The 26,181-nt window shown below is 73.9% G+C and carries 17 protein-coding genes and 1 pseudogene; 5 read left to right on the top strand and 13 right to left on the bottom strand.

From position 1 onward, the window contains the following. Positions 1 to 9 precede the first annotated feature (9 nt). The 3 genes from ABZS80_RS22535 to ABZS80_RS22525 all read left to right on the top strand — a co-directional run bounded on the left by ABZS80_RS22535 (position 10) and on the right by ABZS80_RS22525 (position 3,111). The gene (locus tag ABZS80_RS22535) at positions 10 to 993 is read left to right on the top strand and encodes a glycine betaine ABC transporter substrate-binding protein (protein ID WP_355058671.1); all 984 of its coding nucleotides are present in this window, start codon (positions 10 to 12) and stop codon (positions 991 to 993) included. A gap of 553 nt (positions 994 to 1,546) precedes the next feature. After that, positions 1,547 to 2,485 (top strand): sigma-70 family RNA polymerase sigma factor, encoded by a 939-nt coding sequence (locus ABZS80_RS22530; RefSeq protein WP_355058669.1) that lies wholly within the window; start codon positions 1,547 to 1,549, stop codon positions 2,483 to 2,485. Positions 2,486 to 2,541: 56 nt separating this feature from the next. Beyond that, positions 2,542 to 3,111 (top strand): dihydrofolate reductase family protein, encoded by a 570-nt coding sequence (locus tag ABZS80_RS22525; RefSeq protein WP_355058667.1) that lies wholly within the window; start codon positions 2,542 to 2,544, stop codon positions 3,109 to 3,111. Positions 3,112 to 3,436: 325 nt separating this feature from the next. Here ABZS80_RS22525 and ABZS80_RS22520 read toward each other — a convergent pair whose 3' ends face one another. Together ABZS80_RS22520 and ABZS80_RS22515 are read right to left on the bottom strand one after the other, a co-directional pair. Beyond that, positions 3,437 to 3,874, bottom strand: a complete 438-nt coding sequence (locus tag ABZS80_RS22520) for a VOC family protein (protein ID WP_355058665.1) — start codon at positions 3,872 to 3,874, stop codon at positions 3,437 to 3,439. 36 nt (positions 3,875 to 3,910) lie between these two features. Further along, on the bottom strand, positions 3,911 to 4,534 hold the full coding sequence (locus ABZS80_RS22515; RefSeq protein ID WP_355058664.1) for a LysE family translocator: 624 nt from the start codon (positions 4,532 to 4,534) through the stop codon (positions 3,911 to 3,913). 95 nt (positions 4,535 to 4,629) lie between these two features. Here ABZS80_RS22515 and ABZS80_RS22510 point away from each other — a divergent pair, with 95 nt between their 5' ends. Both ABZS80_RS22510 and ABZS80_RS22505 read left to right on the top strand, forming a co-directional pair. Next, positions 4,630 to 5,499 (top strand): LysR family transcriptional regulator, encoded by an 870-nt coding sequence (locus ABZS80_RS22510; RefSeq protein ID WP_355058663.1) that lies wholly within the window; start codon positions 4,630 to 4,632, stop codon positions 5,497 to 5,499. Positions 5,500 to 5,694: 195 nt separating this feature from the next. Continuing rightward, positions 5,695 to 6,909: pseudogene (locus ABZS80_RS22505) on the top strand (low temperature requirement protein A). A gap of 169 nt (positions 6,910 to 7,078) precedes the next feature. On the opposite strand, the gene ABZS80_RS22500 reads toward ABZS80_RS22505, so the two are convergent. The 11 genes from ABZS80_RS22500 to ABZS80_RS22450 form a co-directional block, all read right to left on the bottom strand. Further along, entirely contained in the window at positions 7,079 to 7,849 is a 771-nt protein-coding gene (locus ABZS80_RS22500) for a PaaI family thioesterase (protein WP_355058661.1), read from the bottom strand. A 13-nt stretch (positions 7,850 to 7,862) separates the two neighbouring features. Further along, complete coding sequence (locus ABZS80_RS22495) at positions 7,863 to 8,804, bottom strand: inositol-3-phosphate synthase (protein ID WP_355058659.1); 942 nt, start codon at positions 8,802 to 8,804, stop codon at positions 7,863 to 7,865. A 20-nt stretch (positions 8,805 to 8,824) separates the two neighbouring features. Then, a complete protein-coding gene (locus ABZS80_RS22490; protein WP_355058657.1) occupies positions 8,825 to 13,162 on the bottom strand; it encodes a DUF4157 domain-containing protein in 4,338 nt (1,445 codons plus the stop codon). Then, positions 13,159 to 14,547 (bottom strand): IS607 family element RNA-guided endonuclease TnpB, encoded by a 1,389-nt coding sequence (gene tnpB, locus ABZS80_RS22485; protein ID WP_355058655.1) that lies wholly within the window; start codon positions 14,545 to 14,547, stop codon positions 13,159 to 13,161. Before tnpB ends, ABZS80_RS22490 begins: the two co-directional genes overlap by 4 nt. Before the next feature lie 122 nt (positions 14,548 to 14,669). Further along, on the bottom strand, positions 14,670 to 17,735 hold the full coding sequence (locus ABZS80_RS22480; RefSeq protein WP_355058653.1) for a DUF6519 domain-containing protein: 3,066 nt from the start codon (positions 17,733 to 17,735) through the stop codon (positions 14,670 to 14,672). Position 17,736: 1 nt separating this feature from the next. Beyond that, a complete protein-coding gene (locus ABZS80_RS22475) occupies positions 17,737 to 19,914 on the bottom strand; it encodes a phage tail protein (protein ID WP_355058651.1) in 2,178 nt (725 codons plus the stop codon). Beyond that, on the bottom strand, positions 19,911 to 22,484 hold the full coding sequence (locus tag ABZS80_RS22470) for a baseplate J/gp47 family protein (RefSeq protein ID WP_355058649.1): 2,574 nt from the start codon (positions 22,482 to 22,484) through the stop codon (positions 19,911 to 19,913). Before ABZS80_RS22470 ends, ABZS80_RS22475 begins: the two co-directional genes overlap by 4 nt. Then, positions 22,481 to 24,985 (bottom strand): putative baseplate assembly protein, encoded by a 2,505-nt coding sequence (locus ABZS80_RS22465; RefSeq protein WP_355058647.1) that lies wholly within the window; start codon positions 24,983 to 24,985, stop codon positions 22,481 to 22,483. The genes ABZS80_RS22470 and ABZS80_RS22465 overlap by 4 nt, the downstream gene beginning before the upstream one ends. Then, positions 24,982 to 25,365: a GPW/gp25 family protein gene (locus ABZS80_RS22460; RefSeq protein ID WP_355058645.1), complete on the bottom strand. Its 384-nt coding sequence runs from the start codon at positions 25,363 to 25,365 to the stop codon at positions 24,982 to 24,984. The genes ABZS80_RS22465 and ABZS80_RS22460 overlap by 4 nt, the downstream gene beginning before the upstream one ends. Then, positions 25,362 to 25,679, bottom strand: coding sequence for a hypothetical protein (locus ABZS80_RS22455; RefSeq protein ID WP_212836485.1), 318 nt, complete (start codon positions 25,677 to 25,679; stop codon positions 25,362 to 25,364). The genes ABZS80_RS22460 and ABZS80_RS22455 overlap by 4 nt, the downstream gene beginning before the upstream one ends. Then, positions 25,679 to 26,176 (bottom strand): phage baseplate assembly protein V, encoded by a 498-nt coding sequence (locus ABZS80_RS22450; RefSeq protein ID WP_355058643.1) that lies wholly within the window; start codon positions 26,174 to 26,176, stop codon positions 25,679 to 25,681. Before ABZS80_RS22450 ends, ABZS80_RS22455 begins: the two co-directional genes overlap by 1 nt. Between the last annotated feature and the right edge of the window lie 5 nt (positions 26,177 to 26,181).

Raw genomic sequence — 26,181 nt, 5'->3', positions numbered from 1 at the left:
AGGTCGTCAATGCGTACGCGCACACCCCTTTTCCGGGCGGCTGCTGGCGCCGCACTCATCGCCATGGCATTGACCGGTTGCTCAGTCACCACCGAGGACTCCGGTGGAAAGGTGGCGGTCGGGGCGGGGTCGATCAAGCAGGATGATGCGCTCGCCGGCCAGACGATCGTGGTCGGCTCCAAGGACTTCACCGAGAACATCGTCTTCGGCCACATCACCATGCTGGCGCTGAAGGCGGCGGGCGCGAACGTGACCGACAAGACCAACATCAAGGGGTCGGTCAACGTCCGCAAGGGTCTGCTCGCTGGTGAAGTCGACGTGTACTGGGAGTACACCGGCACCACCTGGATCACCTACCTGAACCACACCGACCCGATCGCGGACTCGAAGCAGCAGTACGACGCGGTGGTCAAAGAGGACAAGGAGAAGAACCAGGTCGTTTGGGGTGCCATCGCGCCGGCCAACAACACCTACGCGATGGCGGTGCGTGCGGAGAAGGCCAAGGAGTGGAACCTCCGCACCCTGTCCGACCTCGCCGCGTTCGCCAAGAGCAACCCGGCCGACGCGACCTTCTGCCTGGAGAGCGAGTTCGCCGGACGGAACGACGGGTGGCCCGGCATGACCAAGATGTACGGCATGAACCTGCCGAAGTCCAACATTAGGAGCGTCGACACCGGAGTCGTCTACACCGAGACGAAGAAGGGCGAGTCCTGCAACTTCGGTGAGGTGTTCACCACCGATGGCCGGATCAGCAACCTCAACCTGGTGGTGCTGGAGGACGACAAGAAGTTCTTCCCGATCTACAACCCGGCGCTGACGGTCAACGGCGCAACTGCCGCCAAGTATCCGAGCCTGACCAAGATCCTTGAACCAATCACCGCCAAGCTCGACGACGACACCATCCGCAAGCTCAACGAGCGCGTCGACGTCAAGGGCGAGCCGGTGGCGCAGGTCGCCGCGGACTGGTTGAAGGAAGAGGGCTTCATCGCCTGACTTCCCGCGCGAACGTGAGCGGCTCCCCGGGCCCGGGGAGCCGCTCACGTTCGTACCTGTCCAGGTCGATGGTGAGCCGCAATTTCAGCTGCGCGCCGCATCACGCCGCAGCTCAAGTCCATGGCGGCGTTCGATGCGGCTTCGATGAATCTGTTTGGGTATCACCTCGGGCCGGTGCCTTGGTCAGAGGTAGCGGAAGCGCCGCACCGGCGTAGTTGAGTTCGTTCGCGTGGTGATGCCTCCGGCCCACCAACCGAGCCATTGTGCGAGCCGGTGGGTCTTCTGACGTGCCCCCGTCCGTCTCGGGCGGGAGCGCTGTCGTGTCAGTGGGGAGCTTGAACCCGGGTACGACTCCCTGGTTGGTGAGTTGGACTTCGGCGATGAGGGCTTCGATGGCGGCCTTGCGTTCGGTGGCGGTGCCGCTGGCCATGATGGTGGTGAGTTGCTCGCGGATGCGGGCGCGGGCGGCGGGGGTTCGGGCTGGGCGGTCAGGTCGGCGGAGTGCGGTGTGCCGTGCCTCGAGTTGTGTCACCGCGCCTGCCAGGATGGGCGGGTGGAGTTCGAGACCTACCGGGGTGAGCTGATCGCCTACTGCTACCGGATGGTGGGCTCGTTCCACGAGGCCGAGGATCTGGTGCAGGAGACGATGTTGCGGGCGTGGAAGGCCCGCGACCGGTATGACGACGCCCGCGCGTCGGTACGGACGTGGCTGTACCGCATCGCCACCAACGTGTGCCTGACCGCGCTGCAGGGACGTGCGCGGCGGCCGTTGCCGTCGGGCCTGGGCGCGCCGAGCCGCGACACTGCAGCGCCGCTCGCGCCGGCGCTGGACGTCCCTTGGCTGCAGCCGTTTCCCGACGCGCGGGTTGACGTCGAGGTCCGGGCGGGAATCCGGCTCGCGCTGGTGGCGGCGATGCAGGCCCTGTCGGCCCGTCAGCGGGCCGTGCTGCTGCTGCGCGATGTGCTGGAGTTCAGCGCCGCCGAGGTCGCCACGCAGATGGGGAGCACGGTCCCTGCGATCAACAGCGCGCTGCAACGCGCCCGCTCCGCTCTCGCCGAGGTCGGCGACGTGGACGAGGTCACCGAGCCGGACGATCCGCAGGTGCGCGCGGTGATCGACCGCTACGTCCGAGCGTTCGAAGCGGCAGATGTTCCCGCGCTCGTGCGGCTTCTGACCGACGACGCCGTCCTGGAGATGCCGCCGGTGCCGTTGTGGTATCGGGGCAGCCGCGACTACGGCCGGTTCATGGACCGTGTCTTCCAGATGCGTGGGACGGGCTGGGCCATGACACCACTCACCGCCAACGGGCAACCCGCGCTCGCCGCGTACGCGCCGCAACCCGGCGGCGGGCACCAGTTGCACACGCTGCAGGTCCTCACCGTCGCCGGCGGTCTGGTCACGCGCAACGTCGTGTTCGCCGACCCGGCCGCGCTCACGGCGTTCGACCTGCCCACGCAGATTTTTCCCGACGAGTTTCGCCCGCCACGATGAGTCCGGTCGGTGCCGCCGGTATGTACCGGTGAGCGTCGACCGAAGGGACAGCTGTCGTGAGCGTCATCGTCATTCAGTTCATCACCCTGGACGGGATCGTGTCCGACCCCGACGGGTCCGGAGACACGCCGACCGGCGGCTGGGCATTCCGGTACGGCCCCGAAACCGTCGCCGGAGACAAGTTCCGCCTCGGCAGCGCGCTGGACTACGGAGTCATGCTGCTGGGCCGCACCACCTGGCAGCTGTTCTCCCGAATCTGGCCAGGACGCTCCGACCCGTTCTCCGCGCGGATGAACGCCGTGCCCAAACTGGTCGCCTCTCGTACATTGACCGACACCTCGGCGTGGGCGAACTCCCGGATTATCGACGGCGACCTCGCCGACGTTGTCAAGCACGAACAGCGGGACGTCATCGTCACCGGCAGCCTCAGCGTGGTGCACGCGCTGAGGACCGAGGATCTGATCGATGAGTACCGGCTGCTCACCTTCCCTGCCGTCCTCGGCACCGGCGAGCGGCTCTTCCCTGCCGGCAGCCCGCCGGCGGACCTGGGAACCGTCTCGGTCGAGCGCGTCGGTGCGGCCGTCCTCACCCGATACGGCAGGGCCACACGCGGCCACCGACGGTGATCCAGTGCGGACAGCTGCCGAAGCCTGGGCGGCGCTCAGGCGTGCTGCCGCTCGTCACGCTGCCGGACGAGCTCCTCGACGGCGCTCGGCAGAGTCGTCTCGAAGTCGTTCAGCTTGGCCCATTGGGCGTCACGACGATCCGGACCATGCCGTCGTAGAGCAAGCGGATACCCGCCTCCCACTCGACCCGTTGCTCGGGCGTCATCTCGTAGGCGCCGGTCGTCTTCAGATACTCGCCCGGAATGCCGTCGACGACGTCCAGCTCGGCCCGCCCCCGTTCGGTTGCACGTCGTTCCTCCTGTCGTTTGTTGTCCGTGGCGGACCGTCAGCTGAGCTGCTCGGCCAGGGCGACGATGATCCCCTCCGGGCCACGGACGTAACAGAGCCGATAGCTGTCCTCGTACTGGGCCACCTCGCCGACGAGGTCCACGCCGCGCGCCCGCAGGCCCGCGACGGCAGCGTCGATGTCGTCGACGGCGAACATGATGCGACGGATGCCCATCGCGTTCGCCGGTGCGTTTTCCGCCTCGGCGCTGATCGCCGTCTGGTTGCGGAACTTCATCAGCTCGAGCCGGCCGTGGCCGTCCGGCGTCCGCACCATGGCGACGTCGACGCGCACGTCGGCGAGCCCGACGACGGCGTCCACCCAAGGTCCCTCGATAGGCGCCTCACCCTCCAGCTCCATACCGAGTTCGACGAAGAACGCAGTTGCCGCCGCAAGGTCGTCGACAACGATGCCCACGTTTTCCATCCGTTTGATCATGGTGGTGCTGTTCTCCTTACATCAGTTGTTCCGAGATCAGTGGCTGGTGGTGGCCAAGCGGACGGCGACAGTGGCCAGGACCAGCCCGGTGACCTGCTCGATGCGCGCCTTCACCCGCGGGCGGCGTAGCCAGCGGCCGAGCCGCTCGACGGCGGAGACGTACAGCCCGAACCAGGCCAGGTAGAGCGTTGCGAAGACCGCGGACAGCAGCAGCGCCTCGGCCCGCGGTGAGCCGCTGTCGGCGCTGAGGAACTGGGGCAGGAAGGTGACGAAGAACAGTGCCACCTTCGGGTTGAGCGCGTTGGACAGGACTCCCTGCCGCAGGTACGCCAACCGGCGTACGGGCGCCACGCCGGCCGGTTCGGCCACCGACGGGCCAGGCGAACGCGTCACCGACGACCACAGCATCTGCGCCGCGAGCCACAGCAGGTACACCGCCCCGACGATCTTCAGGATGGTGAACGCCGTCGCCGAGGCGAGCAGCAGCGCCGACAGCCCGAGTGCGGCGGCTCCGGCGTGCACGGACAGTCCGAGGACGCCACCGACCACGGTCAGCACCCCGCCAGACCGGCCACCGACCAGTGCGTTGCGGGTGATCAGGGCCTGGTCCGGGCCCGGCAGCATGATCAGCACCAGCGCCGCGATCGCGAACGTCATCATCGTCCTCTCCCTTCACCTCTGAGAACGACCATGCCGCCCGCCAATTGATAAATCCAATGCCAATCTATGCGAACTTGCATGCCTAGAATCTATGAATGGTGACTCTGGTGCAGCTTCGCGTCATCGATGCCGTCCGGCGGCACGGGTCGGTCACCGCCGCCGCCAAGGAGCTGCGCTACACCCAGCCGTCGATCAGCCATCACCTGTCCAGGCTGGAGGCCCAGCTCGGCGCCCGGCTGGTCCAACGGGTCGGCCGCGGTGTCCGGATCACCCCTGCCGGCCGCCTGCTGGCCGACCGGGCGGCCGAGATCATCGGACGGGTCGACTCGGCGACGGCGGAGCTGGCCGCACTGGTGGGGCTGAACACGGGACGGGTCAGGCTGGCCGGCTTCAACTCCGTCATGAGCTCGCTGGTCCCGCAGGCGGCGTCCCTCCTCGCCCAGCAGCACCCGGGCCTCGACCTCGGCCTGACCGACGCGCATCCGGAGGACGCGCTGACGCAGCTACGAGCCGGTCACGTCGACGTGGCCGTGATCTTCCGGTACGACGACACCACCCCCGAGGACGACGGTGTCCGCCTGATCCACCTGCTCGACGACCCGCTCTATCTGCTCACCACCGGCGGCGGAACCACCGTCGCCGAGCACGCGCGCACACCCTGGATCGCCGGCTGCGAACGCTGCCGCAGCCACCTCGTCGAGATGTGCGACAAGGCCGGCTTCTCCCCGAATCTCGCCTGCACCACCGACGACATGGTCGTCATGCAGAGCCTCGTCGCCGCCGGCATGGGCGTCACCACGATCCCGGGCCTGGCCCTGCGCGCCCACCGCCATCCGGCCGTCACCGCTACCCGGCTCCCCGTCCCACCCCGCCGGGTCTTCGCGGCCACCTACGGCGAACCACCCGATCCACCCGCGACCGCCGCCCTCCTCGCCGCCCTCACCGACGCCGTCGCCACCCACTGAACCGCCCCTTGCCCGGATGGTCGCGCTGGAACCAGTCAACCGCTCAACAGCCACGGCCAGCGAGAACGGCTGATTTCCGAGCCTCGCGCGTGTGTCCGCATCAAGGCCGCTGGGGACCTGGGTCGGCCGGTTTGCCAGTTCGGCCGTTGCTCGACGTGTTACGACTGGCTCACCGCGTCGAGGGGTCTGGTGGTCATGGGCAGAGGCAGGATTGCCGAGCCGGCGCCCGCGCAGCCCCGTGAGGCTCGCGTGACGTTCCTTGAGCTGTTCTTCGATCTGGTGTTCGTGTTCGCGTTGACGCGGATCGTCGCCCGCGCGTTCGAGGACCTGGTGGTCGAGCCCGGTGGCAGCGCGTGGCACCGGGCGCTGCCCGGCGCCGGAAAGACTCTCCTGCTGCTGCTGGCCCTGTACGCGCTGTGGCAGGGCACCGCTTGGACGACCAGCCGCTACGACCCGGAATCCATCACGATCCAGGCGGTGGTCGGCGTAGCGCTCGGCTCCGGCCTGGTGATGGGGGTGGCCGCCACGCGGGCGTTCAGCGGCTACGCCGAAGCCTTCGCCTTCGCCTACGTCGTCGGCCAGCTCACCCGGCCGTTGGTGCTCCAGTTCGCCCTGCGCGATCGACAGCGCCGGCAGCTGAAGTGGCGGACGCTTGCCACCTACGGCTTCACCAGCGTGCTGTGGATCACCGGGGCGATCGTCGACGGTCGGTCGCTCATTCCGCTGTGGGTGCTCGCGCTCGGCACCGAGTACGCGGCCAGACGCTGGGGTTGGCCCGTGCCCGGACTGGGTCATTCCACCTCCACCGGGTGAAAAATCGCCGGGGAACACCTCGCCGAGCGGTACCAGCAGTTCTTCCTCATTGCCCTGGGCGAGACGATCCTGGTCATCGGCGTGACCTACAGCACCGGACCCTTCGACCGCGACCACACCCTCGCCTTCGCCGTCGCCGCGATCACCTCGGTGCTGCTCTGGCGCATCTACTACCAGCGCGCAGGGCGGATCCTTCCCGAGGCCATCGCCCGCTCGGACAAGCCCTCGGTCATCGGCCGGTCCGCCGCCGACACCCACCTCATCATGATCATCGGGGTGGTGACTACCGCCCTCGGCTACGAGATCACCATCGAACACCCCTTCGGCCGCGCTCCGGCGACCTGGATTGCGCCCATCCTGCTCGGCCCGGCTCTGTTCATCGCCGGCCGAGCCCGCTTCGAGTACGAGGTCTTCGGCCGGGTCTCCCCCGCCCGACTGATCACCCTGGCCGCATTGACACTGCCCTATCCGGCGCTGGCGTTCGCGCCGCCCTTCGCCGCGACGGCGGTCGCCGCCGCGGTGCTGCTCGCCGTCGCCGTGACCGATGCCCGCCGCGCCCGCGGGCGACCACCGGAGCCCGCCACACCGCCCTTCTGACCCGGTTCGCACGACCCGTCAGTCGCCGCGGCGACCGCGCCGGCGACGCTGACCGCGGCTTACCTGCGGCGGACGGGGAGCGGATCGCGGGTGAGCAGGTGGCTGTGGAGACCCGGTGGGAGCTGGCCAGGAACGGGCGCTCGCTCGGCGGTCGCTGACCACGGTGAGTTCAGCTCAGGCAGAAGAGCGTCTGCTGCCCGGTCGCCACGAGCGATTTCTGCCCGCTCTGCACGCCGAACACCTCCAGCCGGCACACGGTCAGCGTCCCGCCGGACTTGAGCACGGTTCCGATTGCCTCGATGTAATCGCCGACGGCGGGCGCCAGGAGATTGATCTTGTATTCGACCGTGAGGACGTCGGCGTCGGCGGGGAACAACGTGAGCGCCGCATAGCCGCCCGCGCTGTCCGCGATGGCGCTCGTGGCGCCCGCGTGGATTTGACTTCCTCCACCGCCATGAATGGCGGGGACTCCCTCCGCGCCGCGCGCGGAACGCGCAACGCCCGGGCGGGTTCCTGCTTCACCGCGATCCGCCGGAGGTTGCCCCGGTCTTACGTCCGCTCCACAGGCGTTTTTCGTCTCCACATGCCCTGCGGCGACAATGTCACGCTGTGTCCGTCGTGACGCTTCGGAGCTTCCGGAACTACCCTTCGCCCCGCACGCGGTGACCGTACCACCGCCTGCCGACGTTACGTCAACGGCACGGCTCGGGCCTTGGCGGCCCTCCCCGCGCGGGCCTTCACCCCCGCCCTGAAGGGCGGAGCACTGGCCCGCATGCCGGTAGCCGTGCTGCTGGGTCACCTCGGGCCGGCTGGCGAGCACGATGTGCACCCGTCCGGGCGCGATGTGCGCCAGGCGGGCACCGAGGTGGCGCATCAGCCCCTGGCGTTCGAAGCTTGCCGTGATGCGCTCCCGCACCTCGGGGCTCGCCTCGTCCTCCATCTCTCCTCCGGTCTCAGATCGCCGTCCCCGGTGGAGACTTCAGCAGTGCCGCCGCCTCCGACAGGTACCCGCCGCGCCCCGCACGCAGAGCGGCGGCGGCCATGCGGATCAGGTCGATGTTGACGCCGGCCGCGCCGCTCGGGTCATGCACCCTCAGCCGCACGTCCAGGCTCACCGCCGTTCCACCCCAGCCCTGCGCCTCGACGTTGAGGTGCGCGATCTTCTGAGACCCCAGGTGCGGAAGGTAGCCGAGGGGAGCCATCTGCACCTTGTCGGACCCCACCGCGTTCAACTTCGACTGCTTCTTGGTGTTGGGGTTCTCGACCAGGTTACGGAAGTCCTCGGTGCCGCCCAGATTGACCTGGTAGGAGCTGACCAGGGTGAGGCCGCGCTCCTCGAGCAGGCGCAGCAGCGCGTGATGCACCACGGAGGTGCCGAACTGGCTGGCCAGGTCATCGCCGAGCAGCGGCAGGCCGGCGGCCTCGAACCGCTCGAGCAAGGACGCTTCCCGGGCCACCGCGTCCGACGTGGTGTTCACGAACGCCACCCCTGCCAGCAGAGCCGCCTCGGCGTAGGCGCGAGCGGTCTCCGGCCGGCCACTCGGCGCGGAGTAGAGCAGCACCTCGGCGCCCTTCAGCGCATGTGCCACCCGTTCGATCTCCGTCGCATCGACGAGACCACGCTGCACCGTCACGCCCGACGGCAGCAGGTCCGCGTCGAGCCGGGGGAAGTTGTTGGGCGGCAGGAAGATCGCCTCGTGCAGGTCCCGGCCCACCTTGGCCTCGGAGATGGCGAACGCCGCGACGACGTCGATGTCCCCGACGCCCAGCCCCGCCAACTCGGAGCGGTGGATGCCCACCAGGCTGCCGGTGTGGCGATAGAAGTTGATCCCCTGCACCAGCGCTGACGTGTTGTTGCCCACGCCGACGACTGCGACCTTCGCGCTTTCGATCATGGCCCGAGGCTACCCTCGGGTCAGAAGTCCACGATCTTCAGCAGGACGATCGCGTCCGGGTCGTTGCTGAGGATCCGCCGCGCGTGCTCCCGGGCCCGGTCGCCGGGCGCCCGGTCGTACTCGATGTGGATCCGCCGGCCGTTCAACGTCGCCTGCACGTCCGGGCGGTTGGTGCCGAGGCGCAAGCTGTCGCTGACGTCGACCTGGGTCTGGTTGATCCGGAAGTCGCTGGCGCCCGCGGCCTCCAGCAGTTCGATGTCGTGCCGTACGTCGATGTTCTGCACGCTGCTGCGCCCCACCCCACGGCTGGTGAACTGCCCGGACGCGTCACGGATCGGGATGGCGGCGGGCGCGGGGCGGGTCAATCCCGGCCCGGTGGCGGGCAGGACGCCCTCGAAGTCGGCCCGGGTCACCGGGGTGGCGTCGCCGAGGATCGCCTCGGGCACCCCGACCTCCCGGGCGACGGCCTGGCTCTCCGCCACCGAGAACTCCGGACGCGGCCGGCCCGGGCCCTGGTGTCCGGGCCCGAAGTGCTCGCCCGCCGCCGCCTCGTCAAACAGGTCAGCCACACCGCGTCCGCTGCGGTTGGTCAGCTCCTCCTCCAGAGCCGCCGCGGCTCGCGCCGCGCCTTCTGCATCCGTCTCGGCCATCCGGGCGATCCGGCGGAACCGGGCCCGCACGGCGGGGTCGGCGTCCAGCACACTCTGGAAGTTCTCGGTAATGCGCGACAGCGAGTCGCGGGTCGACCGGAATCCGGTGGTGTAGTCACCGAGGTCGTTGCGGCTGGCAATCAGCTCGATGTGGAAGCGGCCGGGCCCGACGGGGGTGGCCGCGAACGTCTCGATCCAGCGGTACCGGGTCTTGAGCGCCATCAGCTCGGCGAGCAGGACGGGGATCGGGGCGTCCACCACATCGTTCGCCTCCTTGATGATGCGGGCCTCGGCCATCGCCTCGGGCAGCTGCGCCGCCTTGGCCGCGTCGTCGGCCAGGGTCGGGGTGCCCGGTTCGTCGGCCGCGCGGACCGCCCCCTCCCCCAGCTCGTCGGCCTCCCGGGTGGCCGCGCCCTCGGCCCCTTCCCGGCCGGCCCGGGCCGTGCCGGCCTCGGTGGCCTCCCGGGCGGCCCCGGCCTCGACCGCCTCCCGGCCGGTGCGGGACACGCCTGCCTCGGCGCCCTGGGCGGCCCGGCTCGCGGCGAGGGCCGCCTCGTCGCCCAGGCCGAGCATCCGCCCGGCCAGCCCCTCGACCCGTTCGAGGAGCCCGGCGGCGAAACGGAACCGGCTGAGGAAGCCGCGCGCCGCGCCGATGCCGCGCAGGAGCGGTCCGCGCAGCGGGCGCAGCGCCCGGCCGAGGACTCCGAGCAGCTCGCCGCCGAGGTCGAGGAAGCGCAACAGGTAGATCAGCAGGGGGCGCATTATCGGCCCGGCTGCCTCGAGGGCGGCGTAGCCGCCGGCGCTGAAGTAGATGATGGCGGCCTGGAGCAGCAGGAACCCGGCCACGAAGCCGATCTTCCGGCCCAGCTCGAAGTCGGGCAGCATGATGAATTCGAGCAGCGCGTCGGCGGCCCGCGCGCCGAGCGACTGGGCGCCGGCCACCATCGCCGCCCAGGCGTCGCCGAGCAGCTGCGCGAGCCCGCCCACCGTGGCGCCCTCGCTCTGCACCTCGCCGCGCATGTCGGTTTCGAGGGTGGCGGGGTCGAGATTGGCCTCCACGGCGCCGGCCGCGGCCTGCGCGAGGGCGCCGGCCGGCAGCGCCGCCACGATCTGCGCGTCGGTCGGCTCCCCGGGCACCGCCGCCAGCTCGACGGCCGCGCCGGCCGCACCACCACCGCCGGCCGCCGTCGGGCCCGCGGCGGTGACGGCCGGAACCGCGCTGGCCGTCGGACCGGCGGTACCAGCGGTCGCCCCGGTGGCGCCGGCACTGGCCGAGTTGAACCCCGAGGCCACTGTCGAGGCCGCCCCCACGCTGACGGCGGGCGCCGTCGTGGCCAGGGTGGACGCCGCCGGTCCGGCGGTGGCGGGAGCAGGGGCCGCCGGAGCGCTGACCGCGGCAGGCGAGGCCGCAGGGATTGTCGGCCCGGCGGGACGGGCGGCCGGCGGGCCCCGGACCAGGGGCAGACCCGGGGCGTACGACTGGACGACCCGGGCCACCGCGCGGGCGGCGGCCACCAGGAGCTGGGCCAGCATGAACAGCAGCCGGAACGGGTCGATGATGCCGTCGACCACGCCCTGCACGATGCCCCACGCCATGCCGGCCACGAAGGACAGTCCTCCGCCGGCGGCCAGGTTGGCGATCTTGTTGCTGGCGTCGATGCGCTGCTGGTCGCCGATCCGCTCGCCGTACCGGAGCTGGGTGAGGAAGCCGACCACGCCCTCGCGCAGCAGCGCGCCGAGCGGGCCGAGGCCGGTGAGCAGGGTGGGCAGCGCGCCGATCGCCACGATGAGCAGGTCGAGCACGAAGTTGATCACCGGTGGCTTGAGGTCGTCCGGGCAGAGCAGCCAGATCACCGCCCCGATGACGACCGGCAGCATGAGCGGGTTGGCCACCACCACGGCCAGCCGGACCAGGAAGTCGAGGATGGGCTGGAAGATGGCGACCAGCGCGTCGAAGACGGCGTGCAGGGCCTCGGTGAGCCCGCTGAACCCGCCGCGCGCCCAGGCGGCCATCCGGGTGAACTGGTTGGCCACGCCGGCGGGCAGCGTGGACACCGCGGTGAGGCAGGTGCTCGCGCCGAACGCGCCGAGCACGCCGCCCATCGCGGTGCCGATCTGCCCGGCCACGTCGGCGAGCCAGGCCGCCGCGGCGGCCAGGGTGCCCGCCGCGCCGGTGACCGCGCTGATCACCGTGGGCAGGATGCGCTCCTGGAGCACCTGCCGGGCGGCGACGAGGATCTCGCGGGTGTTCCAGTTCTCCCAGAGCCAGGTCAGGCCGTCCCACAGCGGCGGGAGCACCTGCGTGAGCACCACCACGGGGCCGAGCGGGGAGAGCAGGACCAGGATGCCGCCGACCACCATGAGCGGGGTACGGATCGGCTCGATGGTGGCCCGCAGGTTCTCCCAGGCCGAGTTCGCGAGGTTGCCGAGCCAGCTGCGGGCGCCCTTGGTGCTGTCCCAGGCCAGGCCGAACTGGGTGCTGAGCCAGTCCCAGGCGTACGACGCGCCGGCCCGGATCGGCGCGGTGAGGTCCCAGAGCCAGCCGCCGAGGCGGGTGAACGACTCCCAGACCGCGCCCCCGGCCGCGCCGAGCAGGTCCAGCGCGGGGACCGCGAGGTGGTCCCAGAGCCCGGTGAAGACCTCGTTGACGGTGTCCGCGACAGTCCGCAGGTTCCGAATGATCGGGCCGTCCCACTCCTGCAGGGCGGCCACCACCGGGCGCAGCAGGGCGCCGACGGCCGACCGGGCAGCGCCGCCGAGGCGGGCCTGGACGTCCCGGACGCCCTGGGCGAGCCCCGTGAAGGTCGACTCGATCGCGGACATCGGATCGAAGTCGGCGAGGCCGGCGAGCAGCCGGCCGAGCAGCGCGTTGACGCCGGTGCAGAGCAGCTCACGCAGCCGGACCAGCGCGCCGCCGCGGAGGAACTCCAGCAGGCCGGGCGCGAGCCGGTCGACGACCGCGGAGGCCGCCTCCAGGGCGGTCCCGGCGATCTCCCCGCCCACGTCGAGGGCGGTGTCGAGCGCGCCACGGCCCAGGGCGGCGGCGTCGCTCGCAGTGTCGGAGACGAACCGGCCCACGGGGGTGTCGGCGAGCGCGAAGCACTGCACGCCGAGCGGCGCGGACCGGGCCGGGGCGGCCGGTGGGCCGCGACCGGGATGCTCGGTCGCCGCGCCGGCCGGGACGGGCGCGGGGCAGGCCTGCTGGCGGACGTGGGCCAGCTCGTGGGCGAGCACCAGGTCCCGGCTCGGCCCGGCTCCGGCGCCGAGGACCACGTGGTTGCCGTACGTGAAGGCGTGCGCCCGCCGCTCCCCGGCGGCGAGCTTCGCGGCGAGGCCGTCGTGCAGGCGTACCCCGGTCAGGTCCATGCCGAGCGCCGGCTCGTAGCGGGCACGTTCGGCGCCGCTCAGCGGCCGACCGGCGCCCAGCCGGGGATCCGGCACGGTGGCGAGCCGGGCGGCCGGCCGGGCCGAACGGGCCGGGGCGGGCGGCGGCGCGGGCCGGGCGGCGACGAGACGAGCGGCGGTGGCGTGGGCGTCGTGTTCGGCGGCCGGGTCGGGCGGGGCGTGCACCGGAATGCGGGCGACGCTGTGGGTGCTGCGGGCGGGCCGGCTCGACCGCTCGGCCGGCCGATCCCCCGCCGGGCGGGCGCGCTCGGGCTCGTCCCGGTCGGCCGACCGGGACGGCGGGGCCGCCTCCGCGACCCTCACACGCCCACGTTCCGTTGCAGGAGATTGCGCTCATGCAGTCCTGCCTTTCGGCGGGACGGTCCCGGTCTTACCGACTCAGTAGTGCCGGGTTGACGTTTCTCAGCCACCTGCCCGCTAGGGCGGGTCTTACAGTCGGCTCCACGTCCTGCCACCGGGCCACTCCCGGCGGTGACAACCTCACATGCGAGCGCAGCGAGGTTATGTGCGGCGTTGAGGTCCCGATCCAAGACCAGGCCGCAGGATGTGCAGTTGTAGGTACGCTCGGACAGGGACAGTTTGGCTTTCACCGTGCCGCAGGCCGAGCATCTCTTGGAGGACGGATACCAACGGTCGGCCACGACGAGCCGGCCGCCGTTCCAGGCTGTCTTGTAGTTCAGTTGTCGGAGCAGCTCGCCGAACCCCGCGTCGGCGATGTGCCGCGCGAGCCGGCGGTTGCGCAGCATGCCGGCCACGTTGAGGCCCTCGACGACGACAGTGCCGTACTCGGAGGCGAGGCGGGTGGTGAGCTTGTGCAGGCCGTCGCGGCGTAAGTTCGCCACGCGGGCGTTCGCCCGCATCAGCCGCAACCGTGTGTTTTCCCATCGATTCGAAGGCCGTTGTCCAGTGCGCCGGTCAGGGCCGACGCGGCGAGACATCCGCCGCGCAAGGCTGCGCAGGCGCCGCGTTGCGTGGTCGAGGTGGCGGGGGTTCGGCTCCACACCGCCAGTGGATAGCACTGCGAGGCACCGCACTCCCACGTCCACGCCGACTATTGCCTGTGGGCGGGTAGGGGTTCGATCGACACGGTCGACCTCGACGCAGAACGCGACATGCCAGCGCCCGCCACCCTTGCGCACGGTGGCGGACAGGATCCGCGCCGAGCCAACCTCAAGCCGCCGGGCTAGCTTGCGGGTCGATTCGTGGGTCTTCAGTCGTCCCAACCGCGGCAAAGTCACATGCTTGCGGTCTGGCTCCAGGCGGATCGCACCTGTTGTAAATCGCACGCTCGGCGTGGTGCGGCGACGGGACTTGAATCGCGGAAAACCGACCGGCCGTCCCGCGCGCCTGCCGGTCCGCGAGTCGGACCAGTTCTTCAAGCCTCGCGCCAGCGCGTCCAGACCTGTGTTGAATGCCTCCTTGGAACACTGCGCCCACCAAGGCACGACGTCCGCTTTCGCCGTGTTCCACGCCTTTCGCAGCGCCGGCAGCGTCCATCCGATCGCAGGTGTCAGCTCGACGTCAGGTATCCCATAGCTGCGCTCGGCAGCTCGCTGGTTCATCACAGCTCTTACGTGCGCAAGCGCCCAGTTGTGCGCGACCCGCGCTGCGCCCGCATGCGCCAGCAGCATCCGCTCATGCGACGGCGTAACGTCTAGCGCAAACCGGTACGCCTGAATCGTCCTCACGCCGCTTACTCCCGCCGTCACACGTCTCTGCGCCGCCGGTGCCGCCTCGGAGTAGTCGCCATCGAGGCGAACAGACCTGTCGTAGGCTTCGACCAGGCTTGATGTTATACCCCCGGCGGCCATCAGTTCTCGTCCCGCCACAATCCGGTGCCGTCGACCAGCACCGGGCCGGTGGTGCAGACATTGTCGCGCGCCACCCACAGCGCGGGCGAGCCCGACGGGCCGGGAACCACCCGGATCCCGAGCGCCGTGCCGTCGAAGGTGTTCGCCGCGGCGACCGCGTGCGGGCCGAGCCGGCCGGCGCAGAGCAGCCCTTGTGCCGGGTACCCGGGTTTGCCGTCGGCCAGGTCGACCACGTTGGACGACACGTCGAGGCGGTGGCAGTCCCCGACGTACATCCCCTGGTGCAGGAAGGCGGTGGCGGCCCGCGCCGGCGGCGCGATCGTGTTGCCGGTGATCCACGCCCGGCGTACCGTCTCGCGCTCCTCGTCGGGGTCACCGAGGGCGACGCTGATGCCGGTGAGCGCGCCCGTCACGGTGTTGTCGCGGACCCGCACGTCGGCGGCGGTGGTCCCGGCCACGGTGATGCCGGCGGTAGCCGTGGCCACGGTGGCGAACTCCTCGGCGACCCGGCGCAGCCAGGCGGCGAACCGTGTCCGCTCGTCGAAGAACCGGGAGTCCGGGTTGTGCCGGACCAGGTCGTCGCGGACCACGTCCTGGAGTTCCTCGACGGTCTTGACCTCCTGGTCGCCGAGGTACGCGGTCCAGCCCTTCGGGTCGTCGATCTCGGAGCCGAACCGCAGGTTGCGGGTCTCCACCTGCGACGACCAGCCGCGCCGTAGGCCGAGCCCGTCCTCCCCGGCGAGCAGCGGGTGCACGGCCCGCCGGGCGATCCGCCGGGCGAAGCGGGGGTCGCCCAGCCAGTCGAGGAACCGCTTCTCCGGGTCGGCGCCCGGGTCGGCGGTGGCCAGCACGTCGCAGCCGGTCACGTCGGTGCGCCGGCTGTGCAGCACCAGTACGCCGGTCTGCGCGTGCCCCGCCTCGACCCGGCAGTCGCGGACCACGGCGCGCTCCACCGGCCGGCCACCCTCGGTGTCGTCGCCCCGGACGGTGATGCCGCTGGCCACGGCGGCCGGGGCGTCGCCCATCTCGGCGTGGACCCGTTCGACGAGGACCAGGCCGGTGCGCTGGATGTCGAGGGCGCCGTTGCGCTGGTCGCTCTCGACGGGCACGGCCGCCACGGACAGGTCGCGGACCTGCACCTCGCCGCAGTCGGTGAAGCGCAGCGCCGACTCGGCGGCGGAGACGATCCGGGTGGCGGAGCCGACCCCGGTGACCAGTACGCAGGACACCCCGGACAGCAGGGCCGGCTCGTCCAGCGTCCACTCTCCCGCGGTCAGGCAGAGCGCCAGCGCCGTGACCCCGGACAGGTCGGCGAACAGCCGCACCAGGTCGGTCTCGGGGCGGACCACCAGGCAGACGGTGCCGCCCTCGTCGCGGCGGCCGGTGACCCGGACCTCGGCGTCGACCGGGGCGTCGGCGTCGTCGAGCCGGACCGCGGTGAGCACGCGGGTGGCCGGGCCGGTGCTGGGCAGCAGCCAGCGCACGTCGATCTGGCCGCGCGGGTCGGTCTCCAGGATCACCTGGGCCGGGTCGGCGGCGGTGGGTACGCCGGCGGACAGATGCCCGTCGACGGCCGTGAACCGGACCCGGGCGCGGTGCACCGGCCGGCCGCCGTTGCGGACCACCACCCGCACCGGCTCGGGCAGCGGCTGGCCGGGCGGGGCCTGCTGCCCGTCGCCGCCGAACAGGTCGAGGGTGACCAGGTCGGTCAGCGGCGGGGTGAGCCGGCGGCAGTCCTCGTCGAGCGCCCAACGGCCGGCGCCGCCGACGGTGGTGCGGCGGAGGATGCCGAGCACGGCGACGTGGTGCACCGGCCCCAGCGGCGGGCGGGCGAGGGCGTTGCCGAGGTCGTCGGTGGGCCAGTCGATGGTGCCGGAGAGGGCGCTGACGCCGTAGACGAGGCGGACCGTGCGGGCCGGGATGAGCCAGTGGTCGCCGACCCGGAAGTCGCCGGCGCCGAAGCGGACCTCGATGCCTGCGTCGTCCAGTTCGTCGGGGCTGGCGTTGGCGACCTGGGCCGGGCCGTCCCAGCGGCGGACGATCGGGGTGCGGCCGAGCGCGGCGAGGCCGGCCGGGGCGCCGGCCGCCCATGTCACCGGCAGCGCGGTCCCGTCCGGGGCCCCGGCGGTGGCCAGGTGGCCGGGCCGGCCGTGCAGCTCCCGGTCGGGGCTGGTCACCTCGATCAGGTCACCCTCGCGGAAGGACAGCTCCTCGTCCCGGCCGACCCGGTCCAGGCTCAGCTCGGCGTCCATCCCGGCGGCCGCGGCGGCCGCCGAGGGTGGGCCGATGGCGGTCAGCCGGGCCACCACGCTGCCGTTCTCGCGCGAGAAGACGTAGCGGGCGGTGCCGTCGCCGGCCACGTCGTGCACCTGGACCCGGTAGAGCTGGTTCTCCAGCCGCCGGTAGCCCCCGGAGCCGCTGAGGCGGCACGGGTCGGCGGTGGGGTCCACCTCGCGCAGCGCGGCGGTCATGGTCGGGGCGGTCCGGTCCCCCCACACCGGGTCGACCACGTCGGCGCAGGCCGTGCCGGCGGCCACCTTGACCAACCGGACCTGCCAGACGGTCCGGGCCCGGGTGGTGGTGTCCGGGCCGCCGAGGGCGGCCTCCCGCAGCCGGGGCGCCTGGTCGGCGGTGACGTGCTGGTCGGCGACGTCGAGCAGGACGGCGTACCGGCCGTCGGCGGCCGGCTCGGGCAGGCCGGGCAGGTCGCCGACCTTGGGCAGGTAGGGCTGGTCGGCGAGCTTGTGCCCGGCCCCACCGCCGGCCGGCGCGGCGGCGTCGACCAGCACCCCGTCGACGTAGTAGCGGCCGGGGGTGATCCGCAGGTCGGCCCAGGCGGTCGCGGTGGGGCTGGCGCCTGCGGTGTCCACCACGGCGAAGCCGGCCCCGTCGAGCGGCCCGCCGGCCGCGCCGACGATGTCGCGGGTCCGCTCCTCGTCGTGCCAGGCCGTGATCTTCGTCTGCTCGTTCCACTCGGCGTCGAGCAGCATCCGTCCCTGCTGCAACAGCACCTGGCGGTAGCCGTCGCGCGGGTCGAACGTCCAGCGGGTGAAGTCTCCGTGCACGTCAACTCCCGAAGATCCCGAGCTCGATGCCCACCGGCCGGTAGGGGTCGAGCTGCCGCTGCGCCGCCCGGAGCCGCAACGGTCGCCTGAGGTGGTGGTGCACGCCCGGCTCGGCCCGGTCCTCGCCGCCCTCCCGGATGGGCAGCGGGCAGGACCCGGCGAGGGCCGGGTACGCGGGCGAGGCCGGGTCGGTGGCCGCGTACACCGGGAGGGGGCCGGGTTCGCCGTCGGCCGGCACGCAGCGGTAGCGCCGCGGGGTGCGCGAGCCGGGGGCGACGTAGCTGAACCGCAGGCAGCCGACCTGCCGGTGGGCCACCTCCACCGGCCCGTCGAGCACGCAGCTGCTGGCGTCGAGGCTGCGGACGCGGACCGCGCCGCGCACGGTGCTGCCCTCCAGGCAGGCGTGCACGCCCTCGCCGGCGAGCGCGGTGCCGCCGCCGGCGGTGGCGTCCAGCACGCAGGTGTCCACGGTGGCCATCGGCACGGTGGCGGCGAGCGTGACCGCGCCGGCCACCACCCGGCTGAGCCGGAGCTGCAGCCGGCTGTTGGGCCGGCCGGCGGCCGAGTCGACCCGTACCGCGCCGGTGACCGTGGCGTGCGCGACGGTGAGGTGCCCCAGCTGGCCGGGTGCGACGACCAGGTCGCCCTCGACGAGCAGCCCGTCGACGATGACGCTGCTGCCCGGCTCGCCGGTGATCCGCAGGCTGCCGCGCAGGTGCGGGCGCAGCCCGTCGGGGGCGTACCGGCCGGGGACGGGGGCGAGCACCTCGCCGTCCGGGAGCCGGCGGGTCGGCCAGCCGGCCGCCACCAGCACGAGGCGGGTGCCGGCGGGCACGGTGACCGCCACGTCCCCCGGGTAGCTGGCGCTGTCGGCGACCGAGACCACGTACGTGCCGCCGCGGGTGGTGCTGCCGGGGGCCGCCCAGGACGCCTCGGCAGCGGCCAGGCCGGCGGCGAGGGTGGGTACGCTGCCGGCGGGGGCGGGCGTGCCGGAGCACACCTGGGTCTGGCCGGCGGCGGGCGGGGCGTCCGGACCGCCGGCGGTGACCGGGGCGCCGGGGTCGGTGGCGAGCAGCGCCTCGTGAGCGGCGGTCCGGTCGTAGGTGCCGGCGCCGACGTCGGCGAGGCCGCCGTAGGCGTAGCGGACGAAGACCGCGTCGGGGGCGGCCGCCGCGTGGACCCGCAGCCGGCCGGTGACCGGGTCGACCATCACCTGCGGCGCCGCGCCGGGGGCCAGGTCCTCCAGGTGGCAGACCCGGATCCGGTCGGGGGTCAGGTCGGGCTGGTCGACGCCGCCGACCTGCAGCCGTATGCCGAGCGGCAGCGCGGTCGCCGCCAGGGCGCCGGCGCGGGCCTGCCCGAGCAGGTCGAGCAGCCGGCGTGGGCGCAGCGGCACGGGCAGGTCCACTTCGGTGGCGAGCCGCTCGACGGCCTCCTCGCGGCGGGGCGGGGCGTACAGGGGCACGGTCCGGCCGAGCGGGTCGAACGTCCAGTGGTCACCGGCGGCGCGGGCGGCGGACCAGCCGCCGTTCGGGCCGGCCGGCGGGTCGGCCTCGGGGGCGCCCACCTCGTACGCCTGGGTCGGGAACAGGTGCACGGCCACGTGGTCGATGCCGTAGCGGCCGCGGCGGGTGGGGATGCGGCGTACCTCGGCGGTGTGGGTGAGCGGGTCGAGGGCGCCGCGCGGCCCGGGTGGGCTGACCACGGCGGCGGCCTCGATCCGGGCGGCGCCGCGCAGCGAGACGGTGGCCGGCCGGTCGGGGCGGACGTGGTTGACGTGGGTGGCGCCGACGAGCAGCGGGTGGTGCTCGACGGCGCGGGCCGGCCAGCCGGTGACGTCCCGGGCGACCTGTTCCAGCACGGCCACGGTGCCCTTGCGGCGACGGTAGGCGACGGTGTTGGCGACCAGGGCCCGCCGGCTCACCGTGACGCCGAGGTCGGGGGGCAGTTCGGCGAGGCCGACGAGGTCGGCGAGGTACGGCACCAGCCACTCGGCGCAGGTCTCGACGAAGAACCCGTCGTGCAGCCGGTCGAGGTCGGCCTCCAGCAGGTCCAGCTCGCCGGCCACGGCGGCGAGCAGCGCGGTGAGCGGGCCGGTGCCGCCGTCGGCCTGGGCGTCGCGGGCCAGCAGGTGCACGGGAACCAGGTCGAGCAGGCGGTGCAGGGCGGGCTCGGTCATGACATCACCCCGATCGTCACCTCGGCGAGGGTGAGCACCTGGGCGGGGCGCAGGGTGCCGGCGAACCGGCCGGGCAGCGCGGCCAGCAGGTCGACGGCGGCGCCGCCGGGCGGCGCGGCGAGCCGGGGCAGGGTGCAGGCGCGTACCCCGGGCACGGCCCGGACGGTGACCAGGGCCCGGGAGGCCACCACGCCGGTGGCGAAGCCCAGCGCCGGCGGCGTGTACGCGGCCGCGAGGGCGGCCCGCACGGCGGCCTCCACGTCGGCGCGCGGGTACGCCGGGTCGTGCGCGAGATCGACGTGCAGTCCGAACGGGACGGTCTCGCCGGCGAGCACGGCGAGCCGGGTGCCGGGGTCCCGGGCGGCCACCAGGGCGGCGCGCAGCGCGGCGAGCAGTTCCGGCCCGGCCGGGGCAGCCCCGCCGCCGGCGGCGGCGCCGAGCGCGGAGACGACGACCACCTGCTCCCGGCCGTCCCAGACGTCGTCGGCGCGGGCCAGGGTGACCCCGGCGAAGCCGGCCGCGAAGTCCTCGTGGTCGGCCACCGAGACGGCCCGGTCCAGGGTGCGGATCCGCAGCGGGGCGTGCGCCCGCGCCGCGTCGAGCTGCTCCGGGTCGGCCCAGTCCCGGGCCGGGGCGGGGTTGCCGGCGGCGCGCACCCCGTACGGGCGGCGGGGCAGGATGCTGAGCTGGCCGGCCCGGACCGCCCCGGCGCCGCCGACCCCGACCCGGTAGGTGGCCACCACGTTCTCCACGCCGCCGGGCAGGCGGGCGCCGTGCCGGCCGTCGCCGGTGGTGACCGTGGCCAGGCCCTCGTCGTCGAGCCGCTCGGTGTGCACCCGGTCGCGCGGACCGGCGGTGTCCAGCGCGGGCACCGGGTCCCAGCGCACGCCGTCGACCCGGACCTCGAGGGTGCTGCGGGCGCCGGCGGGGCTGTCGTCGCGGAGGTGGGTGAGCGGGCCGCGCCGGGTGCGCATCCGCTGGAAGGCGAGGGTGGGGTCGCCGCTGCCGAGTGGCTGGACGACGGTCTCGCCGTGGCTGGCCGGCGCGACGTTGCCGCGCACCCGCAGGCCGCGCGGATCGTAGTGAAGGGTGAGGTCGCGGTCCAGGTCGACGGTCATGCTCCGGCCGTCGGCGGCGACCGCGCAGGCCAGCACCACCGCGGTCTCGGCCAGCGGCGGCGCGGTGGCCGCCGCGACGAGCGGGTCGGCGGGCGGGCCGCCGGGCGGGAACCCGGTGACCACCACCCGGCGGCCGGCGGGCAGCGGCGGGTCGGTGGCGACAAGGGTGAGCCGCCGGCCGCCGACCGGCTCCACGAGGGGCCGCTCGGCTGCCGGCAGCGGTCGGGACTCGCCGCGCACCAGGGTGTCCCGGCGGCCGAAGGTGTCCAGGTTCTCGGTGATGTCGACGCGCAGCCGGGTGGTCCGGCCGCTGATCCCGAACCGGGAGTCGCCGGCCGGGTCGGCCGCCTCGACGGCGTACAGCTCGCGGTAGTCGGGGCGTTCGAGCAGCAGCCAGGAGCCGGGCACGATCCGGGGGTGGTCGCCGTCGACCTCGACCACGTCGGCGGGGGCCGGGTCGCCGGGGGCCGGGTCGCCGGGCGGGAACGGGTTGTCGATGTCGTCCCACTCGCCGTTGGTGATGCCGGGCGGCGGGGGGTCGTTCCCGGCGAGCAGGCCGGCCATCGGGGCGTTCCAGCCGAACAGGTTGGTCCGGGTGGCGAAGGCGTGCACCTGCACGTCCTCCTCGGCGGTGAGCGGCGTCGACCGCCGCCAGCCGATCCGCTCAGCGAGGGCCAGCCGGGTCCAGCCGGCCAGGCCGGGCGGTCCTTCCTCGACGGCGGTGACGACGCGGAAGTCCCAGCGCTCGTCGTCGCGCCGCCGGTCGCCGGCGGCCCGGCTGTGCGCGGGGGTCCGCCCGTAGCGGCGGCGTTCCGCGCCGACCACGAGCACCCCGTCGCCGGCTCGCAGGCCGAGGGCGGTGCCGCGCAGCCAGATCTCGTCGGTGGCGAAGTCGATTTCCTGCGGCCCGGCCGTGGCGCCGGGGATCGCGTTCCACGCCGCGTACGCGCGCAGGTCGGCGCCGGTCTCGAAGGTCTGCGGCAGCTCGCCCTGCCCGGGCACCGACTGCACCGGGGTGCCGGCGGGCACGTCCACCTGCGACGGCGCGCCCGGCGCGTCCTCCACGTCGAAGGCGATGTCGACGGCGGCGGCGACGCCGGGGCGCGGCTGGTAGCCGATCATGCCGGCGAGGTGCCGCACCGAGGTCAGCTCGGTGGCCGTGCGCAGGTACGCCTCCTGCGCGATCCGCTCGGTGTAGAAGGAGACCACGTCGGTCATCACGGCCGCGGCGTCGAGCAGCGCCAGCATCGGGTCGTCGGCGTCCTGCCCGGCCGCCGCCCGCACGCCGGCCGGCAGGCCCGGGTCGGCTAGCGCGGCCCGCATCCGCGCGAGGGCGTGGCTGTGCGGGGAGACCCGCCAGGCCAGGGCGGGCTGACCGGGCGGGTTGGTCACCTCGGGCGCGGGCGGGTGCAGCGGGTCGCACCCGCACCCGCCGCCGCACCCGCAGCTCACGCGCCACCGCGCAGGTGGAAGGCGACCCGGCCGTACTCCGGGTTGCTCGGGTCGCTGTCGGCGCGCAGCACCTCGCGGGCGGCGGCGTCGATCCGGCCGCGGGCCACCTCCCCGGCGGGTGGCCGGCCGAGCCGGCGGAACCGCAGGCCGGTGGCGTCGTCGTCGGCCACCTCGACGTAGCCGACGCCGGGCACGGCCATGACGGCGGCGACCAGGTCGGAGACGTAGAGGGACTGGCCGAAGGTGAGCCGGTCGGGGTGGAAGAAGCCGAGCCGGCCGTCGGGCAGCACCCGGACGGACAGTTCGGCGCGCAGCCGGCGTTCCACGTCGGCGGCGAGGTGGCCGTCGGCGACGCAGATGCCGAGGACGATCTCCAGCGGGACGTGCGCGGGCGGCGCCAGCTCCACGTCGGTGCCGGCCAGCCGGCGTACGTCCAGCAGGGCGGCCACCTCGGCGGCGAGCGCGGGGTCGTCGGCCCGGCGGGCCACCGGGTCGAGGGTGACCTCCTGGGCGTACCAGGAACCGGTCCAGCGGCGGCGGGCCACCGCGCGCTGCACGCCCGGGTTCTCCTCGGCTGCGGCGGCGTGGTCGGCGCTGGTGACCGCGCGGAGCTGGGTGCGGAACGCGTACGGGGCCAGCTCCTTCACCTCGTCGACCGGCTCGGGGTCGACGCCGCCGGTGGCCGGCAGCGGATTGCTGACGCTCACCCCGGCCGGCACCGACCACGCGGCTGTGGGCAGCAGCAGGGTGAGCACGTCCGCGCCGACGTTGCCGGCGGTGCCGCCGCCAACCCGGGGCCAGGCGGTGAGCGTGACGCCGGGCGCCGGGCGCCGGCCGTTGATCCCGTCGCCGGTGCGCAGCCGCAGCACGCCGGTGGTTTCCGGTTCGGCCACCACGTGCGGGTCCAGCCGGCCGCTGGCCAGCAGGTCGGGCACCGGCGTCCAGGTGCGGCTGCCGTCGTCGAGCAGCACGGCGGGCAGCGCGCGGCGCGGGTCAGGCCGCAGCGCGGCGGCGGCGCTGCGCCCGTCCACGACCACGTCCGTCCAGGCCACCGGGTGCCGCCCGGTGGGCAGCCGGGGCTGGTACGGGCCGTCGGCGGGGGCCTGCGGCGGGAGCAGCCCGCGCGGGGGCAGCGCGGCGGCGTGCTCGGCGAGCGCGACGTTGGCGAGCGCGGCGGCGGCCGGGGCGGCCGTGCCGTCGGCGGCCCGGCGGGCCACGGGCAGCGGAACCGCCAGGGCGTCCTCGGCGGCCCAGTGCAGCTCGCGGACGACCGTGCCGGCGGGGGCGAGCGGGTCGGCGCGGGTGACCGGGTCGCGGTCGAGCCGGACGGCCTGCCGGCGCGCCTCGTCGCCGACCACGGCGCCGGTCTCGTCGACCGGCGCGAGGACGAGCACGTCACCGGCGCGCAACTGCGGGTCGGCGCCGGCCGGGTGGCGCAGCCAGCCGCTGGTCGCGCCGGCCGGCAGGCAGGCGTCGGGGTCGCCCCAGGCGTGCAGGTCGAGCTGGTTGCGGGCCGGGCGCAGCGCCACCGCGGCGACGGTCTCGAAGACGGTGGCGCCGGCGTCCACCGCCTCCGCCACGCCCGCGTCCGGCGGCAGCGGGTCCTCGGCCCCGGCGACCGGGGTACGCGCCGGCAGGGTCAGCGGCGCGGCCGTGCGGAACGCCAGCCAGGTCCGGGCGGCGGAGCCGTCGTGCATCCGGTAGTCGAGCAGCCGGGCGTGCCGGCGCACCGACGGGCGCAGCCGCGCGGTGGCCAGGTGCGCCTCGGCGGCGATCGCGTCCTGCCGGTAGGTGAGCCGGTCCCCCACGTACGCGAACAGCTCGGCGAGGGTGACCAGCGGGTCGGCCGCGTTGCGGTCGGTCCAGCCGGGCAGCAGCACGGCGAGCCGGTCGAGCAGCCGGGTGCGCAGGCCGGCGTAGTCGCGGGCCAGGTAGTCCAGGGCGGGCGTGGTGGCGGGCACCGGCGGACAGCCGTCGTCGGGCCGGCAGTCCAGCTCGTCGGGGCAGTCGACGGCGAAGGCGAACGGGCACGTGGACAGGGGCTCGTCGAAGCCGGCCGGGAGGCCCTCGCCGCCCGGGCCGGTGAGGGCGAGCAGGTAGCTGGACCAGTCCCCGCTGGAGGAGGTGCGCACCACCAGCACCCGGCCGCGCGCGGGCGCCGGCACCGCCCCGGTCACCAGGGTCCGGTCGGCCGCGGTCACTCCCGGCGGCGGTCCGGCCGCCACCACGCTCGCCGGGTACGCCCAGAGCACCCGCACCGGGTTGACCCGCGGGTCGACGCGCACCCCGCCGAGGACGCGGACCCGGCCGGCGTCGAGGTCGGCGGGGACCGGGCCGCGCATCAGGTGCACGAGGAGGGTGCGCTGGCGGGGTGCGCCGGGCACGTGGCCCGGAGTGCCGGGCCGATTCGACAGCACCTCGACGTGGTCGATCCCGTCGAGGGCGCTCTCCCCCTCGACGAGCGCCCGGCGGGCGTCCCGGTCGAGCAGCGGCGCGGTCACGGGGCGCCGCCCACGACGGTGAGGGTGCGCCGCTCGCCGACGGCCGCCCCGGCGACCAGCGGCACGTAGCTGACGGTCACCCGCAACTGGGCGTCAACCGCCTCGACCCGTACGTCGTCGATCTGCACGAGGTCGCCGAGCCAGCGTTGCAGGGCGCCGTGCACCAGCGCCCGGGTGGCGTGCGCCATCTCGTCGCCGGCCGGGGCGAAGACCAGCCGGTCGACGCCGCTGCCGAAGTCGGGCCGGTTGACCCGTTCGCCGGGGCGGGTGAACAGCACCGCCTCGACCAGGCCGCGCAGGTAGTCCTCGTCGCCGACCAGGGCGGTGCGGCCCCGGCCGCCGACGCGCAGCGGGAAGCCGACGTGCCGGCCGGGGATCACGTGGCCACCGCCCGGAACTGGCTGGCGGTAACCGCCAGGGGCACGCCGGTCGGCGCGCAGGTGGCCAGGCCGGAGGCCAGCACGAGGGGCTGGCCCATCGAGCGGACACGGACGCTGCCGACGCTCCACACGCTGGTCACGCAGGGGCCGCCGGAGACCGGCGGGAACGGGCAGGCCGCCACCGTCCACGGTGCGGCGAGCAGCACGGTGGCCTGCCCGCCGACGCGTACCCGGGGGTTGGGCACGGTGGGCATGGCCTGGCCTCCGTGCGCGCAGATCACCACGGCGCCCTGGTGGACGAGGGGTGCGGGCATCACATCACCTCCAGCGCGCCGTCGTTGACCGAGACCCGAACGCCGTCGAGGACGACCTTGGTGGCGCCGGTGGACAGTTCGATCCCGCCCGGGCCGAGCACCACCTTGAGCGGGATCAGCACGGCCGGCGGCCCGACCTCGATGGTCAGCCCGCCCACCATGGGCAGGTCGCTGACCGTGACGCTGACCGAGTCGGACTGGAACACCCGCTGCTGCGGCAGCCCGGGCGCGGGCGACTCGCCGACCTGCCAGTAGCAGCCCAGCAGGACCGGGTAGTCGGGGCTGCCGCCCTCGAACGCCACCCAGGCGGCGGCGCCCACCGGCGGCAGGTTGAAACCGCCGACGCCGTTGCCGGCGTAGGGCACGCACGGTTCGGCCCAGGCCAGCCGGCCGTCGCCGAGCACCTTCGGGACGGAGACCTGCACCCGCCCGCGCAGCATCGGGTCCAGGTTCTGCTCCACCTTTCCCCGGTAGACGCCGAAGAACTGCCGGGTCATCGCGG

It is taken from the genome of Micromonospora sp. NPDC005305 (genome assembly GCF_040607315.1).
GTDB lineage: Bacteria > Actinomycetota > Actinomycetes > Mycobacteriales > Micromonosporaceae > Micromonospora.
This window is presented reverse-complemented; position numbering and strand designations above follow the sequence as displayed.